General features: G+C 67.4%; 16 protein-coding genes and 1 tRNA gene. 10 read left to right on the top strand and 7 right to left on the bottom strand.

Annotated features, from left to right (window positions below):
* Positions 1-12: 12 nt before the first annotated feature.
* Both OC372_RS06220 and OC372_RS06215 read right to left on the bottom strand, forming a co-directional pair.
* Entirely contained in the window at positions 13-1,530 is a 1,518-nt protein-coding gene (locus tag OC372_RS06220; RefSeq protein WP_262001247.1) for an amino acid permease, read from the bottom strand.
* A 142-nt stretch (positions 1,531-1,672) separates the two neighbouring features.
* Positions 1,673-2,491 carry a class I SAM-dependent methyltransferase gene (locus OC372_RS06215; protein ID WP_262001246.1) on the bottom strand — a complete coding sequence of 273 codons (819 nt, stop codon included), beginning with the start codon at positions 2,489-2,491 and terminating at the stop codon, positions 1,673-1,675.
* Between the two features lie 60 nt (positions 2,492-2,551).
* Between OC372_RS06215 and OC372_RS06210 the strand changes: the two genes are divergently transcribed.
* Positions 2,552-3,301, top strand: a complete 750-nt coding sequence (locus tag OC372_RS06210) for a phosphoglyceromutase (protein ID WP_262001245.1) — start codon at positions 2,552-2,554, stop codon at positions 3,299-3,301.
* A gap of 66 nt (positions 3,302-3,367) precedes the next feature.
* Here OC372_RS06210 and phoU read toward each other — a convergent pair whose 3' ends face one another.
* Complete coding sequence (gene phoU, locus OC372_RS06205) at positions 3,368-4,078, bottom strand: phosphate signaling complex protein PhoU (protein ID WP_029262770.1); 711 nt, start codon at positions 4,076-4,078, stop codon at positions 3,368-3,370.
* A 216-nt stretch (positions 4,079-4,294) separates the two neighbouring features.
* Between phoU and OC372_RS06200 the strand changes: the two genes are divergently transcribed.
* Entirely contained in the window at positions 4,295-5,518 is a 1,224-nt protein-coding gene (locus tag OC372_RS06200; protein WP_029262769.1) for a sensor histidine kinase, read from the top strand.
* Positions 5,515-6,198: a response regulator transcription factor gene (locus OC372_RS06195; RefSeq protein WP_262001244.1), complete on the top strand. Its 684-nt coding sequence runs from the start codon at positions 5,515-5,517 to the stop codon at positions 6,196-6,198. The genes OC372_RS06200 and OC372_RS06195 overlap by 4 nt, the downstream gene beginning before the upstream one ends.
* 59 nt (positions 6,199-6,257) lie before the next feature.
* On the opposite strand, the gene OC372_RS06190 is transcribed toward OC372_RS06195, so the two are convergent.
* Positions 6,258-6,785 (bottom strand): hypothetical protein, encoded by a 528-nt coding sequence (locus OC372_RS06190; protein WP_029262767.1) that lies wholly within the window; start codon positions 6,783-6,785, stop codon positions 6,258-6,260.
* A gap of 135 nt (positions 6,786-6,920) precedes the next feature.
* Between OC372_RS06190 and OC372_RS06185 the strand changes: the two genes are divergently transcribed.
* The 5 genes from OC372_RS06185 to OC372_RS06165 all read left to right on the top strand — a co-directional run bounded on the left by OC372_RS06185 (position 6,921) and on the right by OC372_RS06165 (position 11,868).
* On the top strand, positions 6,921-7,403 hold the full coding sequence (locus OC372_RS06185; protein WP_017201416.1) for a CarD family transcriptional regulator: 483 nt from the start codon (positions 6,921-6,923) through the stop codon (positions 7,401-7,403).
* Between the two features lie 71 nt (positions 7,404-7,474).
* A complete protein-coding gene (ispD, locus tag OC372_RS06180; protein WP_262001243.1) occupies positions 7,475-8,698 on the top strand; it encodes a 2-C-methyl-D-erythritol 4-phosphate cytidylyltransferase in 1,224 nt (407 codons plus the stop codon).
* Between the two features lie 102 nt (positions 8,699-8,800).
* Positions 8,801-10,204 carry a cysteine--tRNA ligase gene (cysS, locus tag OC372_RS06175; protein WP_262001242.1) on the top strand — a complete coding sequence of 468 codons (1,404 nt, stop codon included), beginning with the start codon at positions 8,801-8,803 and terminating at the stop codon, positions 10,202-10,204.
* The gene (gene rlmB, locus OC372_RS06170; RefSeq protein ID WP_029262764.1) at positions 10,197-11,204 is read left to right on the top strand and encodes a 23S rRNA (guanosine(2251)-2'-O)-methyltransferase RlmB; all 1,008 of its coding nucleotides are present in this window, start codon (positions 10,197-10,199) and stop codon (positions 11,202-11,204) included. The genes cysS and rlmB overlap by 8 nt, the downstream gene beginning before the upstream one ends.
* A gap of 22 nt (positions 11,205-11,226) precedes the next feature.
* Complete coding sequence (locus tag OC372_RS06165) at positions 11,227-11,868, top strand: NAD(P)-dependent oxidoreductase (RefSeq protein WP_262001241.1); 642 nt, start codon at positions 11,227-11,229, stop codon at positions 11,866-11,868.
* Positions 11,869-11,976: 108 nt separating this feature from the next.
* Here the strand turns inward: OC372_RS06165 and OC372_RS06160 are convergent, their stop codons facing one another.
* A complete protein-coding gene (locus tag OC372_RS06160; protein WP_262001240.1) occupies positions 11,977-13,281 on the bottom strand; it encodes a DUF4032 domain-containing protein in 1,305 nt (434 codons plus the stop codon).
* A gap of 81 nt (positions 13,282-13,362) precedes the next feature.
* Positions 13,363-14,466, bottom strand: coding sequence for an ABC transporter ATP-binding protein (locus tag OC372_RS06155; RefSeq protein WP_029262761.1), 1,104 nt, complete (start codon positions 14,464-14,466; stop codon positions 13,363-13,365).
* Positions 14,467-14,697: 231 nt separating this feature from the next.
* On the opposite strand from OC372_RS06155, the gene OC372_RS06150 reads away from it, so the two are divergent.
* Both OC372_RS06150 and OC372_RS06145 read left to right on the top strand, forming a co-directional pair.
* Positions 14,698-15,630 carry a DsbA family protein gene (locus OC372_RS06150; protein WP_105711334.1) on the top strand — a complete coding sequence of 311 codons (933 nt, stop codon included), beginning with the start codon at positions 14,698-14,700 and terminating at the stop codon, positions 15,628-15,630.
* Positions 15,631-15,671: 41 nt separating this feature from the next.
* Positions 15,672-15,744, top strand: a tRNA-Thr gene (locus OC372_RS06145).
* Positions 15,745-15,928: 184 nt separating this feature from the next.
* Here OC372_RS06145 and OC372_RS06140 read toward each other — a convergent pair.
* Positions 15,929-16,936 carry a M23 family metallopeptidase gene (locus tag OC372_RS06140; protein ID WP_262001239.1) on the bottom strand — a complete coding sequence of 336 codons (1,008 nt, stop codon included), beginning with the start codon at positions 16,934-16,936 and terminating at the stop codon, positions 15,929-15,931.
* Positions 16,937-17,649: the final 713 nt, after the last annotated feature.

Genomic DNA, 17,649 nt, shown 5'->3' with positions numbered 1-17,649 from the left:
GGGCGTCGCGCGCTACTCGGCGTGATGTGCCTCCGTGGCGCGGAGCGCCGCGAGCTGCTGAATCCTCGGTCGGGCCACGAGCCACCCGGCGATGAGTGCGGGGATGATGACGATCAGACTGGCGACGGTCCAGGTCCCGGTCGGGTAGTCGAACGCCATGAGGACGATGACCGTCGCGAGGAAGGCGAGCGTGAGGTAGGACGTGAAGGGCGCGCCGAACAGTCGGAAGGCCGGGCGCTCGAGCCGACCCTGCTTCGCAAGTCGATGCAGCTGGAGCTGGCAGAGGATGATCGTCGCCCACGCGGCGATGATCCCGAGCGCCGACATGTTCAGCACGATCTCGAAGGCATCGTCGGGTACGACCGCGTTCAGAAGCACACCACCGAGAGCGAACAGCCCGGTGAAGACGATGCCGGCGACGGGAACGCCACGCTTGCTCATCCGGCCGGCCACCGCCGGGGCGGCCCCGGAGGCGGCGAGCGAATGGAAGACCCGGCCCGTGGAGTACAGGCCGGCGTTGAGGCCCGAGACGGCGGCGGTGATGACGACGAAGTTCATGATGCTGCCGGCCACGGCGCCGACCTCGGGCCCGCCGACGTGTGAGAAGAACGTCACGAAGGGGCTCTCGCCGGCCTGGTAGACGGTGTACGGCAGCAGGAGCGCGAGCAGCAGCACGGAGGCCACGTAGAAGACTCCGATGCGGAGGATGACCGAGTTCACGGCGCGGGGCATGAGCTTCTCGGGGTTCTCTGTCTCGCCGGCAGCGGTGCCCACAAGTTCGATCGACGCATACGCGAACACGACTCCCTGCATCACGATGACCGCGGGGAGCACTCCTTCCGGCATGAAGCCGTTGTGTTCGGCGAGCATCGCCAGCCCCGTCGCGCCTTGATCCGTCTTCCAGCCGGCAGCGAGGAACACGATCCCCAGGACGAGGAACAGCGTGAGCGCTGCGACCTTCACGATCGAGAACCAGAACTCCATCTCGCCGAACAGTCGCACGGAGACGAGGTTGAGTCCGACCACGACGATGAGCGCGATCAGAGCGAGAAGCCATTGCGGAAGCACGTCGAAGACCGACCAGTAGTGCACGTACAACGCGACGGCCGTGGAGTCGACGATCGCCACCATGCCCCAGTTGAGCAGGTAGAGCCAGCCTGCCGCGAACGCCAGTTTCTCCCCGTAGAACTCCCGCGCATACGAGATGAAGGACCCCGACGACGGCCGATGGATCACGAGCTCACCCAGAGCTCGGAGGATGAAGAATGCGAAGACACCGCACACCAGGTACGACACCGCGAGCAGGGGCCCTGCGGAGTGCAATCGTCCCCCAGCACCCATGAAGAGCCCGGTGCCGATCGCGCCCCCGAGCGCGATCATCTGCAGGTGTCGCGGTTTCAGGGCGGTGCGATATCCCCTCTGCTCGTGCGAGAAGTCCTGAACTGCGGTTGCGACGTCGCCGAGGCGCTCACGCCTGTTCTCCTGTGCCGCCGCGGGATCGTGCTCCCGTGGGGGATCGGTGATCGCCATTCAATCTCCTGTCCTCGGAGTTCTGCAGCCACTGTGCTGCCGACCTCGGCGCATGCGAACGCCAGCTAACACGTTACATGTTGCTGTGGGGCCACAGTGTGCTCACCGGAATGCCGCATGACTACATCCGGCAGCGGTTTGCTCAGGGGGCGACGGCCGCCCACGGCAGCGTGAGCTCACCCAGCCGCCAGCGTGTCCGTCCGCCGAGCACCGGCCACCCCTGCGCGCGAAGAGCTCCCACCGCGGCGAGGAAACGCTGTGTGGCACCGAACGTCGACAGGGGTGCGGCCCGCTCCCACTCGCGGTCGAGCTCGACCAGCAGTGCGTGGATGCGTTCCCCCGGGATGTTGCGGTGGATGAGCGCCTTCGGCAGCCGTTCCGCGACGATGCTCGGCCTCTCGAGGTCGGCGAGCCGCAGCGAGATCGTGAAGCGCAGCGGCACGGCGTGCGCATCGACGTCGATCCAGCTCGAGACGCGGCCGATCTCATCGCAGGTTCCCTCGAACAGCAGGCCGCCGGGGGATAACCGTGACGCCATCCGGCCCCACGCCTCGGGGACATCCCCTTCGTCGTACTGGCGCAGCACGTTCATGGCGCGGATCACCGCGGCTCGTCGTCCGCCGGGGAGGGGGACCTCGAAGCCGCCTCGCGCGAACGAGACCGGCAGGTCGGCCGCGAAGGGTGTGTGCCCCGCTCGGACCTCGGCGAGCTGGGCATCGGCCGTGGCCACGCGCACCGGATCGATCTCGAGGCCGCGCACCTCGACGTCGTCGCGCACCCGGACCAGACGCGTCGCGAGTTCGAATGCCGTGACGCCGCTGGCGCCGTAGCCCAGATCGACGACCAGTGGATCGGATGCTCGGTGCAGGGTATCGCTCGCGGCGATCCAGCGGTCGTTCCGCCGCAGACGGTTCGTCCCCGTGGTGCCGCGGGTCGGCCGGCCGAGGGGAGATGACGCCATGTCTCCATCCTCCCAGCATCCGAATCGAGCGTCGGCGCCGGCCACGGATAAACTGGCGACATGACTGCGACGCGCACCCTCATCCTGCTCCGCCACGGCCGGAGCGAATGGAACGAACTGAACCTGTTCACCGGTTGGGTGGACGTCCGCCTCAACGCGCAGGGCGAGAAGGAGGCACGCCGCGGCGGCGAGCTGCTCGCCGAGTCCGGCATCCTCCCCGATGTGCTGCACACCTCGCTGCTGAGCCGTGCGATCCAGACGGCGAACATCGCGCTCGACGCCGCCGATCGTCTGTGGATCCCGGTGACCCGGTCCTGGCGGCTCAACGAGCGCCACTACGGTGCTCTGCAGGGCAAGGACAAGGCGCAGACGCTCGAGGAGTTCGGTCCCGAGCAGTTCCAGCTCTGGCGCCGCTCGTTCGACGTGCCGCCGCCCGTGCTCGACGACGAGAGCGAGTTCAGCCAGGTGGACGACGTCCGCTACGCGGGCATCGACGGCGAGGTGCCGCGCACCGAGTCGCTCAAACTCGTCATCGACCGTCTGCTTCCGTACTGGGAGAGCGCCATCGTGCCCGACCTCGAGGCCGGCAAGACCGTGCTCGTCACGGCGCACGGCAACTCGCTCCGGGGTCTCGTGAAGCACCTCGAGGGCATCAGCGACGACGACATCGCCGAGCTGAACATCCCGACCGGCATCCCGCTGGTCTACGAGCTGGACGAGAACAACGTGCCCACCGGCCCCGGTCGCTACCTCGACCCGGAGGCTGCTGCTGCCGGTGCCGCCGCCGTCGCGGCCCAGGGCAAGAAGTAAGAGCCTCCGGAAGGACGAAGCCCCCGATGCGACCGCATCGGGGGCTTCGTCCTTCCGGGGCGCGGGTCAGGCGTGCCCGAACTCTTGCTGCTCGAGTTCCTGCTGTTCGACGGCGAGGGGAATGTCCTCCTCCTCGACCGCCCAGTCGCCGGTGGCGAGGTAGACGACCTTCTTCGCGACGGCCACCGCGTGGTCGGCGAAGCGCTCGTGGTAGCGGCTGGCGAGCGTCGCGTCGACGGTGGCCGTGGCCTCACCCTTCCAGTTGTCGCTGAGCACCTTCTCGAAGACCGTGGCGTGCAGCTCGTCGACGTCGTCGTCCGCGTTGCGGATCGCGTCGGCGAAACGCAGGTCCTGGGTGCGCAGCAGCTCCGAGAGCGTACGCGCGACCTCGACATCGAGCTCGCCCATCTTCACGAAGGTGCCCTTGAGCCCCTTCGGGATGGCCCGCTCGGGGAAGCGGAGTCGGGCGAGCTGGGCGATGTGCTCGGACATGTCGCCCATGCGCTCGAGTGAGGCGCTCACGCGGAGTGCGGTGACGACGATGCGCAGGTCGCGGGCGACCGGCTGCTGGCGGGCGAGGATCTCGATGGCCTGCTCGTCGAGGGCCACGGCCAGCTCGTCGATCTTCGCGTCGTCCGCGATGACCTCTTCGGCGAGGGCCACGTCGCTGGTGGCGAAAGCCCTGGTGGCCTTGTCGATGGAGACCGTGACGAGGTCGGCGATCTCGACGAGGCGATTCTGGAGGTCCTCGAGGGACTGGTGGAAGACTTCGCGCATGTTGGGGCGCAACCTTTCATTCGGATCTCGGCTGAGTCAGCGCGAGAAGGCGGGTCGTCCGCACAGGAGCAGGTCTGTGCTCCCGCACAAGCCCGAAGCGATTGTCTGCTTCGAAGGTTAACGAACGGTGCCCAGCACGTGAATAGTACTTCTCCTGTTCCCCCCAGGGCGCGGAAACCCGCCGGACGGACGGTGAACGCACTCTACGCTTATGACATGACCTTGCCGCAGCTCGCGCTGTCTTCGCTCGCCATCGGGCTGGTGATCGGCGTCGGCCTCTCTCTGCTCGTGGTGTGGGCCTATCGGGCGCGGGCCCGGGTTCAGGAAGAGACGTCGCTGGCGATCCCTCCCGGCATCACCGATGTGCTGCACAGCATGGACGACGCGGCCGGAGTGGTCGACACGTCGGGGCTGGTGCTCGCAGCGTCGGACGCTGCGAGCAGGTTCGGGATCGAGGTCGGCTCGACGCTCGACAATCCGGAGCTGCGTCAGCTGGTACGCGGGGTCAGGACGGCCGGCGGTACGGCCACCGAATCGATGCGCATCACGCGAGGCGGACTGAGCCTCGATCCGCGACTCGTCTCGGCTCGTGCGAGCGCGATCGGCACCCGCCTGGTCCTGTTGATCATCCGCGACGTCACGGAGCAGGAGCGGCTCGATCAGATGCGTCGGGACTTCGTCGCGAACACGAGCCACGAACTGAAGACACCGGTGGGTGCGGTGAGCCTCCTCGCCGAAGCGATCGAGTCCGCGGCCGATGACCCGGCGCAGGTGCGCATCTTCGCCGCCCGGATCTCGGCGGAGGCGGGTCGGCTCGGACAGCTCACCGGACGCATCATGAGTCTCTCCCGGCTCCAGGCCGAAGACGGTCTGACCAAGGTGGGACCGGTCGCGATCGACGAGGTCATCGCCGCCTCCATCGAAGCCCATGTCGTGCAGGCCGACTCCGCGGGCGTGGAGCTCGCCAGGGGAGGCGACCGCGGCGTCTGGGTGCGCGGTGACGCACAGATCCTGATCGAGGCCGTCGGTAATCTGATCGCGAACGCCATCGTCTACTCGCCCCGCGGTTCGCGCGTGGGAGTCGGCGTCCGGGCGGAGGACGGCGTGGTCGAGATCGCCGTCTCCGACCAGGGCATCGGTATCGCCGAGGCCGATCGGGAGCGCATCTTCGAGCGTTTCTACCGGGCCGATGAGGCTCGTTCCCGGCGTACGGGAGGCACCGGACTCGGGCTCTCCATCGTCAAACACGCCACGCAGCGCCACGGCGGGGAGGTGCGGCTGTGGTCGCGCCCGGGCCGAGGATCCACCTTCACGATCCGACTTCCTCGGATCGATGCCCCCGATCACGCCGACACGGGCAAGAAGAGCAAGAAGAAGCGTGCGCGCAAAGCGGCCAAGGCTGCGGCATCCGCGCGCGTTCGAAACGGAGAGAGAGCATGACCCGAATCCTTCTCGTCGAAGACGAGCCCGACCTCGCCGACCCGCTCGCGTACCTGCTGCGACGTGAGGGGTACGAGGTGGAGATCGCGGAGGACGGCCCCGGCGCGCTCGCGGCTTTCCGGGAGCGGGGCGCCGACATCGTGCTGCTCGACCTGATGCTGCCCGGGATGCCCGGCACCGAGGTGTGCCGGCAGATCCGCTCGACCTCGGCGGTGCCGATCATCATGCTGACGGCGAAGGACTCCGAGGTCGACATCGTGGTGGGACTCGAGCTCGGGGCGGACGACTACATCACGAAGCCCTACTCGTCCCGCGAACTGCTCGCCCGCATGCGCGCCGTGTTGCGGCGGGGGGTGCAGGCCGACAGTGAACTCGACGAGCGTGTGCTCGACGGCGGCAGGGTCTCGCTCGACATCGACCGGCACACCGTCTCGGTCGCCGGTGAGCAGATCAACATGCCCCTGAAGGAGTTCGAGCTGCTCGAGGTCCTCATGCGCAACTCGGGGCGAGTGCTCACGCGCGGTCAGCTGATCGATCGGGTCTGGGGGAGCGACTACTTCGGTGACACGAAGACGCTCGACGTGCACATCAAGCGCATCCGCTCCCGCATTGAAGAGAACCCGAGCGAACCCGTGATGCTCGTCACCGTGCGGGGTCTCGGATACCGCTTCGAGGGCTGAACACCGAAGAGGCCGGCGCCCCGTGGGGTGCCGGCCTCTTGCGTGTTCCGTGCGGAGGGTCAGTCCGCAGGCGCCGGAGCTGCCGTGTCGGTCGGCATCGGGGTCGGAGTGGGTACCGACTCCGAGGGGACCAGGTCTGCGTAGTAGGGGAGCGAGCCGTCGAGCACGGGCACCTCGGCCTTGACGCCCGTGGAGTCGCCCGACTGGAAGTGCATTTCGACGGTCGCGCCGGGCATGGTGTCGAGGCCGACGATGCGCAGCGGCTCCTCGTCGGCGCCGAGGCTCACCGTGCCACCCGCCGGAACGGTGACGGTGAACGGCTCGCTGTCCGCGAGGGCGATGGTGAGCGTGGCGCTCTCATCGGTCGGGTTGACGATGCCGGCGATGAAGTTGCCGACCGAGCCGTCGTCGGTGGCGATGACGAGGGCGTTGCGCACATCGATCGGGCCGTCGGCGTCGGAGATGTTCACTCCGTCGGAGGCCGCGTACTCGGTCTTCGTGGACTGAGGAGTGATGAATGTGCACCCGGTGGCGCCGAGCAGAACGAGAGCGCTGAGCGCAGCAGACGCAACAAGGCGCGATTTCACGGGTCCTCCTGAGGTCCGGCGGGATGTCCGCATCCATTCTATGGGTAAGTCGTGACGGCCCCGGGGCCCAGGGGGCGCGAACCTTAGCGCATCTCCCCTGTGGTATCCTTGAGGTTGCCGAAAGGACACGTTTTTATGCTTTTTGAGGTTGGCGAAACCGTCGTCTATCCCCACCATGGCGCTGCGACCATCATCGAGGTCAAGGAGCGCATCATCAAGGGTGAGGCGAAGAAATATCTGAAGCTCAACGTCACCCAGGGCGATCTCATCATCGAGGTTCCTGCTGAGAATGTCGACCTGGTCGGCGTTCGCGACGTGATCGGAAAAGAAGGTCTCGATCATGTCTTCGAGGTGCTGCGTGCACCCTTCACCGAAGAGCCCACCAACTGGTCTCGTCGGTACAAGGCGAACCTCGAGAAGCTCGCCTCCGGAGACGTCATCAAAGTGAGCGAGGTCGTCCGCGACCTGTGGCGCCGCGACCAGGACCGCGGCCTGTCCGCGGGGGAGAAGCGGATGCTGGCGAAGGCTCGTCAGATCCTCATCTCCGAGCTCGCGCTCGCGGAGAAGACCGACGAGGACAAGGCGGGCGCACTGCTCGACGAGGTCCTCGCCTCCTGAGTTCTCTGCGAAGGGGCGGATGCTTCGGCATCCGCCCCTTCGTCGTTCCCGCCACACGGTAGCGTGAGACGGTGACTCTGCTTCCCGTACCCGACACCGCGATCATCGTCGTCGCCGCCGGTTCCGGCACCCGGCTGGATGCGGGGGCGCCGAAGGCCCTCGTCGGAATCGACGCGCACTCGATCCTCCGCCACGCGCTCGACGGCGTCTTCGCCGCGGAACCCGCCCAGGTCATCGTCGTCGCACCGGCCGGATACGAAGGTGACGCACTGGCGGAGCTGGATGCGGCGGCAGGCGATCGACGCGACCTCGGCCGTGTCGTGGTCGGTGGCGCGACCAGGCAGCAGTCCGTCGCTGCAGGTCTCGCCGCGCTGTGGGGCGATGTGAAGACGGTTCTCGTGCACGATGCGGCTCGCGCCCTGACTCCTCCGGCGCAGATCGATGCGGTCGCTCGGGCCGTCGTCCCGGGGGAGGGCGTCATTCCCGTGCTGCCCGTTGTCGACACGCTCAAGAAGGTGGCGGGGGGCGCGGTGGTCTCGGCCGTGGACCGTTCCGAGCTGGCTGCCGCGCAGACACCGCAGGGGTTCCCCCGTGCAGAGCTCGAAGCAGCCTATGACGCAGCGCTGACCGCCGGCATCGAGTACACCGACGATGCGGCTCTGTTCGCCGCCGCAGGACACCGGGTCCGGCATATCGAGGGTTCCAGCCGCGCGTTCAAGATCACTACTCCCAGTGACCTGGAACGTGCGCGGCACCTGCTGGAGGCATCGGCGCCGATGGCACGCCCGACCTCGTCGGTGGACATCCCGGGTATCCCTCGCGTCGGCATCGGCACCGACGTCCACGCCTTCGGCGGCGACGGGAACCTCTGGCTCGCCGGCCTCGAGTGGCCGGGGGAGCAGCCGCTCTCCGGGCACTCCGACGGCGATGCGGTCGCTCACGCGGTGGTCGACGCGCTCCTGGGGGCGGCGGGCCTCGGCGACATCGGCGAACACTTCGGCACAGCCCACCCCGAGTACGCAGGCGCCCATGCCGACGTCTTCCTCGCTCGTACGCGTGAGCTGCTCGCCGAATCCGGATTCGTGATCGGCAACGTGTCCGTGCAGTTGCAGGGGAATCGGCCGCGCTTCAGCCCCCGACGTCACGAGGCGGAGGCGTTCCTGTCCGCGGTCCTGGATGCTCCGGTGTCGGTCACGGCCACGACGACCGACGGTCTCGGCTTCTCCGGACGCGGCGAGGGCATCGCGGTGACCGCGATCGCCCTGGTCGTGCCCGACGTTGCGCGCAGCACGTGACGATCGCCTGAGAAACCCCCCGATCCATCGGCAGAACGTCACAACCTCCGTGAATCGTCCACGCGGGGCGGGCGCTCAGCAGTCCCCGAGTAGGCTTGACCGGTGACCCTCCGCCTCTACGACACCCGCGCACAGCTGCTGCGCGACTTCGTGCCTCTCGACCCCGAGAACATCACGATGTACGTGTGCGGACCCACCGTGCAGTCCGGGCCCCACATCGGGCACGTCAGAGCGGCGCTGAGCTTCGATCTCCTGCGTCGCTGGCTCGAGCACCGGTACGGGCGGGTCACCTTCGTGCGCAACGTCACCGACATCGACGACAAGGTGCTCGCCAACGCGACGGACGGCGAGCCGTGGTGGGCGCTTGCGTACCGAATGGAGAGAGAGTTCACCGCCGCATATGCCGGTGTCGGAATCCTGCCTCCGACGTACGAGCCGCGAGCCACGGCATCCGTTCCTCAGATGCAGGAGCTGATCGCGCTGCTGATCGAGCGCGGACATGCCTATCCGGCTCCCGACGGCTCCGGAGATGTGTACTTCGACGTGCGCTCGTGGTCCGAGTACGGCTCGCTGACGCATCAGTCCCTCGACGCCATGGAGGCGGCCGAGGATGCTGACCCCCGCGGCAAGCGGAACCCGCAGGACTTCGCCCTCTGGAAGGGCACGAAGCCGGAGGAACCGGCGGATGCGACATGGGTGTCGCCGTGGGGCGCGGGGCGGCCGGGATGGCACATCGAGTGCTCGGCGATGTCGAAGCGGTACCTCGGTGCCGAGTTCGACATCCACGGCGGCGGGCTGGACCTGCGCTTCCCGCATCACGAGAACGAGCTCGCGCAGTCGACGGCCGCCGGCGACGGCTTCGCCCGGTACTGGGTGCACAACGGGCTCGTGACCGTCGCCGGACAGAAGATGTCCAAGTCGCTCGGCAACTTCACGCTGGCGGCCGATGTTCTCGCCGCGCATGACTCACTGGTGGTGCGCTACGCACTCGCTGCAGCGCACTACCGTTCGAGCCTCGACCTCGGCGAGTCGTCGTGGACCGAGGCCGAGGCGGCGCTGGGCCGTATCGGCACCTTCATCTCGCGGGTCCGTCGCACCCTCCCCGGGGAGCCGGACGAGGCGGGGATCGGCGAGGTCCCCGAAGCTTTCGCCCTCGCGATGGACGACGACCTCGGCGTGCCTCAGGCGATCGCCGTGCTGCACGAGACCGTACGACGCGGGAACACCGCGATCGACGAGGGGGCGCACGACGACGCCTGGGCGGCATTCGTCGGAGTGGATGCGATGGTCCGCGTCCTCGGATTCGATGAACTCATGTCGGCCGGGGGAGACCTCGCGGAACACCGGACTCTGGACGCTCTCGTCCAGACGATGATCACCCAGCGCGCGCAGGCACGCGCTGACAAGGACTGGGCGGCGGCGGATCGCATCCGAGACGCGATCGCCGCCGCAGGAATCACGCTGGAGGACACTCCGGCCGGAACTCATTGGAGTATCGATGGTTAAGCCACAGCGCCCCGGCGCGAGCAACGGCAAGAAGAAGGGCCCCACCAAGGGCACCGGCGGACTCGGGCGCAAGGCGCTCGAGGGCCGCGGGCCGACCCCGAAGGCGGAGGACCGCGCGTGGCACCCCGCAGGCAAGCGCAAAGCCGCAGCCGAGCGATACGCCGCGTCGGGCGGCAAGGGACGCCCCGGCGGCAGTCGTCCGGGGTCCGGCGGCGGTGCGAACCGTGCGCCGAAGGCCAAGGCGGGGGACGACACCGAGAATGTCACCGGGCGCAACTCCGTCCTCGAGGCTTTGCGGGCGAAGATCCCGGCGACGGCGTTCTACATCGCGCAGCGCGTCGAGATGGACGACCGTGTGAAGGAGATGCTGGCGATCGCCACGAATCGCGGGATCCCCGTGATGGAGGTCACCCGTCCGGAGCTCGACCGCATGGCCGGCTTCGACGGCGTGCACCAGGGCGTCGCGATCAAGGTGCCGCCGTACGAGTACGCCCACCCACAGGATCTGCTCGAGCAGGTCATCGACAAGGGCGAGGTCCCGCTGTTCGTGGCGCTCGACGGCATCACGGACCCCCGCAACCTGGGCGCGATCATCCGCTCCACCGCGGCGTTCGGTGGGCACGGCATCATCCTTCCGCAGCGCCGCTCGGCCGGTGTCAACTCCGCCGCCTGGAAGACGAGTGCCGGAGCCGTCGCACGGACCCCCGTCGCGCTGGCCACCAACCTCACCGCGCAGCTCAAGGAGTTCAAGAAACAGGGGGTGTTCGTGCTCGGCCTCGACGGCGACGGCGACGTGTCGCTCCCCGAGCTCCAGCTGGCTGATCGTCCTGTCGTGATCGTGGTCGGCTCGGAGGGCAAGGGGCTGTCCCGTCTGGTCTCCGAGACGTGCGATCAGATCGTCTCGATCCCGATCTCTGCGGCCGCTGAATCCCTGAACGCCGGCATCGCGACCTCGGTCGCGCTCTACCAGGTCGCGTCTCTCCGCGCCGCGAAGAACTAGACCGCCCGAGGAAAGGCAGATCATGGCCCGTATCATCGTGCTCGGAGGGACCGGCTACGCCGGTCGTCACATCGTCCGGGAGGCGGTGAGTCGCGGCCATGCGGTGATCGCGATCTCCCGATCGGAGCCCACCGAACCGGTGGCGGGAGCCGCATATCTGCAGGGTTCCGCCCTCGACCTCGATCCGATCGCGGAAGCGTTCGTCGGGGCGGATGCCGTCGTGTCGGCGCTCTCCCCTCGCGGCGACATGGAAGATCGTGCGCTCGAGGCGCTGTCGAACGTCGTCGACCGGGTCGCGGGCACCGAGACGCGTCTCGGTGTCGTCGGCGGTGCAGGTGGCAGCCTGGTGGCCCCCGGCGGGCCGCGTCTGTTCGACCAGGATTTCCCTGAGGAGTACAAGCACGAGGCGCAGGTCGGCATCGACTCCCTCGCGCTCCTCGAGGAGACGGAGGCCGACCTCGACTGGTTCTTCATCCACCCCGCTGAGGTGTTCGGTCCCTGGGCCGAAGGCGAGCGCACCGGGCACTATCGCGACGGCGGCGACGTGATCGTCCGCGATGCCGACGGCAAGTCGTTCATCTCCGGCGCGGATTTCGCGGTCGCCGTGGTGGACGAGATCGAGCAGGGCAACCACCACCGAGAGCGGTTCACCGTCGGCTACTGACGCCACGACTTTCGGCGACCGCACGGGCTATCGCTGAATGCACGGCTCGCTGACGCACGCATGCGGTGTGCTCGGCAGTAACCCGTGCACTCGGCGCCCGCGGAGGTGTCAGACCAGGTCGCGCCAGTCGATGTCCTCATCGTCATCGGCCACCGGAGTCGCACCGGTGACGACCGGCAGGCTCATCGTCTCGGTCGGCGGGCCCATGATGGTCGCCTCGTCACGCCGGTGTCGCAGCACTTCGTTGATGTAGCTGGTCAGCACTTCGGCGAGCGGCACCGAGCGCCCCTGCGCCTGCGAGAGGTACCAGCGGTGCTCGAGCACCTGGTGGAAGACCTCGGCGGGCTCCAGCTTGGCTCGTAGCTCGTATGGGATCGCGCGCACCACCGGCTCGAAGACACGGGTGAGCCACTCGTGCGCGTACATCTCCTCGTCCGCCCACTGCTTCGTCGAGCGGGCGCGGAACTCGTCGAGGTCGTTCAGCAGGCGCCGCGCCTGGTTCTCCTCGACGTCCAGCCCCGTCAGACGGATCAGGCGGCGCTGGTGGTGACCGGCATCCACCACCTTCGGCTGGATCTCGACGACGGTGCCGTCCGCGGTCGTCGACATGGACATCTCGTCGATGTCGAACCCCAGGGCGTTGAGGCGCTCGACCCGCTCCGTGATGCGCCAGGTCTCCGCCGCCGAGAAGGACTCCTGGGCGGTGAGCTCGGCCCACAGCGATCGATACGACGAGACGATGCCGTCGGCGATCGCCACCGCGTCCACACCGTGTTCGAGGCGACCGCCCGCGGCGAGGTCCATGATCTCGCCGGCGATGTTCGTGCGGGCCAGGTCGAGATCGTAGGCGCGCTGACCGTCGGTCAGCCCTTCCTCGTGCAGCTCACCCGTCTCCGCATCGACCAGATACGCGGCGAACGCGCCCGCGTCGCGGCGGAACAGCGTGTTCGACAGGGAGACGTCGCCCCAATAGAAGCCGACGTTGTGCAGCCGCACCAACAGCAGGGCCAGGGCATCGACGAGGCGGGTCGCGGTGTCGGGGCGCAGTACCCGCGTGAAGAGCGCGCGATAGGGCATCGAGAAACGCAGGTGAGAAGTGACCAGCGCGGCCGGAAGAGCCTCGCCGTCGGCATCCGTACGCCCGGCGATCACCGCGACCCGGTCGACGCAGGGCACGTCGAGGCGGGCGAGATTGCCGAGCATGTCGTATTCGCGCTGGGCCATCTCCGCCGTGGTCTCCTTCACGGCGATGACCCGGCCGGAGAGGTCGGCGAAGCGCACGAGGTGGCGGGAGAGCCCCTTCGGGAGCGACACGATGTGCTCCGACGGCCACTTCGCCAGCGTCGTGGACCAGGGGAGGGACAACAGCCCCGGATCGATCTTGCTGGCGGTGATCCGCAGCGAATCCTGCATGATGCTCCCTGGTCGAGGTGGGACAGAAAGAGACGCGGCGCAGGTGACCGAAGTCAGCCTGCGCCGCGTCTGTGGATCCGATCAGGCGGAGACGACCGGCTTGTCGTTCAGGCGCTCGCCGGACTCGATGTCGAACGCGTGCACGTGGCCCGGGTTCGCAGCGAGCGTGACCGTCTCGCCGGCGTTCGGGTGGCTGCGACCGTCGACGCGGGCGACGATGTCGCTGCGCTTGCCGTTGATCTCGGTGTGGCCGTAGAGGTAGCCGTCGGCGCCGAGCTCCTCGACGAGGTCGACGACGACGGGGAGGCCCTTGCCGTCGGCCGGTCCGACCGTGATGTCCTCAGGGCGCACGCCGACCGTGACCTGGCTGCCGTTCGCGCGGCCGACGGTGTCGCGGTCGAGCGGGACGACCTCGGACCCGAAGCGGATGCCGCCGTCGGCGAGGTCGGCCGCGAAGAGGTTCATCGCGGGCGAGCCGATGAAGCCGGCGACGAAGACGTTGTTCGGCTTCTCGTACAGGTCGCGCGGGGAACCGACCTGCTGGAGCAGACCGTCCTTGAGGACCGCGATGCGGTCGCCCATGGTCAGAGCCTCGGTCTGGTCGTGCGTGACGTAGACCGTGGTGACGCCGAGGCGACGCTGCAGCGAAGCGATCTGCGTACGGGTCTGCACGCGGAGCTTGGCGTCGAGGTTCGACAGCGGCTCATCCATGAGGAACACCTGAGGCTGACGCACGATGGCGCGACCCATGGCGACGCGCTGACGCTGACCACCCGAGAGGGCCTTCGGCTTGCGAGTCAGGTAGGGCTCGAGGTCGAGGAGCTTGGCGGCTTCGAGAACTCGGGATGCGCGCTCTTCCTTGCCGACGCCGGCGATCTTGAGCGCGAAGCCCATATTCTCGGCGACGGTCATGTGCGGGTACAGCGCGTAGTTCTGGAAGACCATCGCGATGTCGCGGTCCTTCGGCGGGACGTCGGTCACGTCGCGGTCGCCGATGAGGATGCGGCCGGCGTTGACCTCTTCGAGGCCGGCCAGCATGCGGAGGGACGTGGACTTACCGCAACCGGAGGGACCGACGAGGACGAGGAACTCGCCGTCACCGACCTCGAGGTTCAGCTTGTCGACGGCCGGACGGGTTCCGCCGGGGTACAGGCGGGTGGCCTCGTCGAAAGTCACAGATGCCATTGTCTTTTCTCCTTCACCGGCAGGTACGTGCCGGACGATCCGTAGTGATGAAGCGGCGGGTGACCCCGCCGTGACCCCTCATTGGGTCGGGATCAGTATGACATGAACGGCGGTACCTGGGTATTTCTCAGCCTCACTGACTACCATCGAACTCGGCCGCGCGCAGCGGCGATCGTCGCTCGGCGGCGGTCGGGGCCAACCCGGACCCCCGTTGAGACTCACAGAGGAACGATGTCGAGCGACGAAACGCCGAACGTCCCGACGCCTCGCAATTCCCGCGAGGCCGTACGGGAGAAGGCTCAGAGAGTGCACGCCCAGCAGTCCAGGGCGCGTCTCATGCGACGGATCATCATCGGCGCGGTGGCGCTCGTCGCGGTGGGTGCGATCGGCACCGCGGTGACCCTCGCGGTGTCCTCCCAGGTCACCAAGCCGCGGCTCACGCCGACCGGCATGGAATCGGATGGCGTGGTCGTCACCGACCTCGAGTCGTTCGCGGGAACCGGCGCGGTGCCGGAGACCCCGTCTCCTGAGGCGACCGACGCCGGCGAATCGGCCAGCCCGACGCCGGAGCCGACGGCGTCCGGAAAGGTCGACATCCACGTGTACGTCGACTACCTGTCGCCCGACGCCGGGGAGTTCGAGCGTGCAAACGCCCGACAGCTCGCCGGTTGGATCGGCGAGGACGCGGTCACGGTCAGCTATCACCCGGTCGCCCTGCTCACCGCCAGTTCCAACGGAACCAAGTACTCGCTCCGCTCGGCTGCCGCTGCGGCCTGCGTCGCCACGCACTCGCCTGCCCAGTTCTACGCGTTCAACCATGACCTGCTCGACGACCAGCCCGAGGTCGGCAGCGACGGCCTCTCCGACGAGGACCTCGCGAACCTCGCCGGTGCTGTCGGCGTCGACAACGCCAAGGCCGTGCGGTCCTGCATCGAGGACGGCGACTTCGTCGGCTGGGCGAAGGAGGCGACGACCAGGGCCCTGGACGGACCGCTCGCCGGCTCCGACGACCTGGTGCTGACGGCAGCGCCGATGATCGTCGCGAACGGCGAGGCCTACGTCGGGGCGCTGGACGACCCGGCCGAGTTCTCGCAGTTCGTGCTCAGCGTCGCGAGCGATGCCTCGCGTGCGACGTCGACGCCTTCGCCCACCACGACCCCGTAGGTCGAAGCCGGGTCGATGCCATCGCTAAGCTGGTGGCATCCGCCGACTTGGCGCAATTGGTAGCGCACCGTACTTGTAATACGGGGGTTACGGGTTCGAGTCCCGTAGTCGGCTCTTCTGAGATCGGATCAAACAAAGAGAAGATCGCCACAAATCCGCGGCGATCTTCTCTAGGTCCACGGCAGGTCGGGAGCAGGCTCGCGAGAGCTCTGAGGTTCGCTGAAACCTGTTCGCGCTACGTGTACGCCAGAAGCTCAATTCAGAATCGGCGTTGCGCGCCCCGATTGGACGGAGCGAGCTAGCCTGTCACTCCTTGGTAGTTGGTGAGTGCGCGCCCCCACTTTTCTAGCGTCACGTTGGCGGTAGGCGTGACTCGTAGGAACAACCGTCGGTCGGCGGGGACTGCGAGTTTCGTGCTGTGCGTGACGCGAACCTCGCCGGACGCGTTGCCCTCGAACTTCTCCTCGTACCAGAGTGACACGCCCCCCGTGGCGACGGTCTGGACCGCGAGGCTCACGGTTACGAACGAGTCGGCGTAGAGACCGGTGAAATGCATCGGAATGTCCAGGTCGTACACGCCGGGACCCCCAGCGGCGAGATTCGTGTCGCCGGGGGCAGCAGTCGTGGTGACGACACCGTTGAACGTCGCAAAATAGGCAGTGTTCGCAGCGAAGTTGAGCGGCAACGTGGCTTGCTTATGGTTGTAAAAGGGCATTTGTTCCTCAGGTGGCTCAGGTGGTTGTGGCGTCGTGCTGGCGAGCGGCGCGTCGTTGATGAACGGGTCAGGGTCGATGGCGACGTTATTACGGTGGAGCTCAATGTGCAGGTGGGGTCCGTAGGAGTTCCCGGTGTTGCCGACGCGGCCGATGTAGTCCCCCCGCTTCACCGGCCCGGTGCCCACGCGCGTGCCTGGCGTCATATGTGCATAGATTGTGCGATAGCCGTCGGCGTGCTGAATCCAGACGCTCTCGCCGTAAGCGCCGTCAGTGCCGCTCACTCCGCTAATGATGATCGTGCCGTCAGCGACCGCATGAATCGGCGTTTCATTGCCGGGTGTGTAGTCGATGCCAGCGTGGCCACTGGGCCATTGACCTGTGAATCCACGCGAACGCCCTGAACGGAACGTAAACGGATATCCCCATGTAACGGCGGCGGAGGCCCGTGACGGGGTTAGCAACTCTGTGCCGACCGCAGCGGCCGCGAGTACGGAAGCCGATGCAGCTATGAATGTGCGCCTCGACACCGGAGATTCCCTCGCCCCTCCCTCGACCTGGCTCCGACTTCGCTCATTCGCTGGTGGACTCATGCGTTTCCATTCTCTCGGGGACGTGCGCTCGGATCCCAGGCTCGAGCCTGCTCTAGCAGAGGCGGTCGAGGAGCTATCCGACGTCGAATTCGGCCGGGTATATGGAAACCAAGCCCGGGCAAATCTCGGTGATCTGTGGCCGTAGCCCGCCCGGACCCCTCATCGCACGCATTCAACCTATCGAGGTCAAACACGCGAGTCTGTAGGCCGAAAAGGGGACAGCGCTGCGCTCAGCGTTGCTGCTATGGTGACCGCGCAACGTGCGGAAAAAGAATGCTCGGATCGATCGGAGCCGTCGTGCTGGTCGGCGTTTCGGTCCTGGTCGGTGTGTACGCGTCGACGGCGAGCGAACGTCGAGCGCATCTCATCAACCGCGGCACCCTGCCGATGGGTAGGCAGCTCTGCCCGTCAGGCTCGACGACCGGACAGACGTGCCGGTACTTCGTTCTATCGACGAACCGCCTGGTTTCGATCAATGTCGACGGCGTCCTCGTTTGGACCGGACATCTCACCTTGATGCGCCAAGACAGTGCTGGCGGCCCGGGCGCGGAAACCAACGGCTTCCATGGCGGTGATTCGGGTGGGCTTGCTATTACACGGACGGCTCTGGCGGTGATCGTCGCAGGGGAATGTCAGCGCTTACGGAGGGTCGGCCTACTGAGTAGTTGGTCTTCTGAGCAGCACCGTTATTGCCGTTGAGCAGCACTGTGTCT

The organism is Microbacterium sp. Mcb102, from assembly GCF_024519805.1.
Taxonomy (GTDB): domain Bacteria; phylum Actinomycetota; class Actinomycetes; order Actinomycetales; family Microbacteriaceae; genus Microbacterium.
The sequence above is the reverse complement of the archived record's forward strand: the minus strand, read 5'-3'. Positions and strand labels throughout refer to the sequence as shown.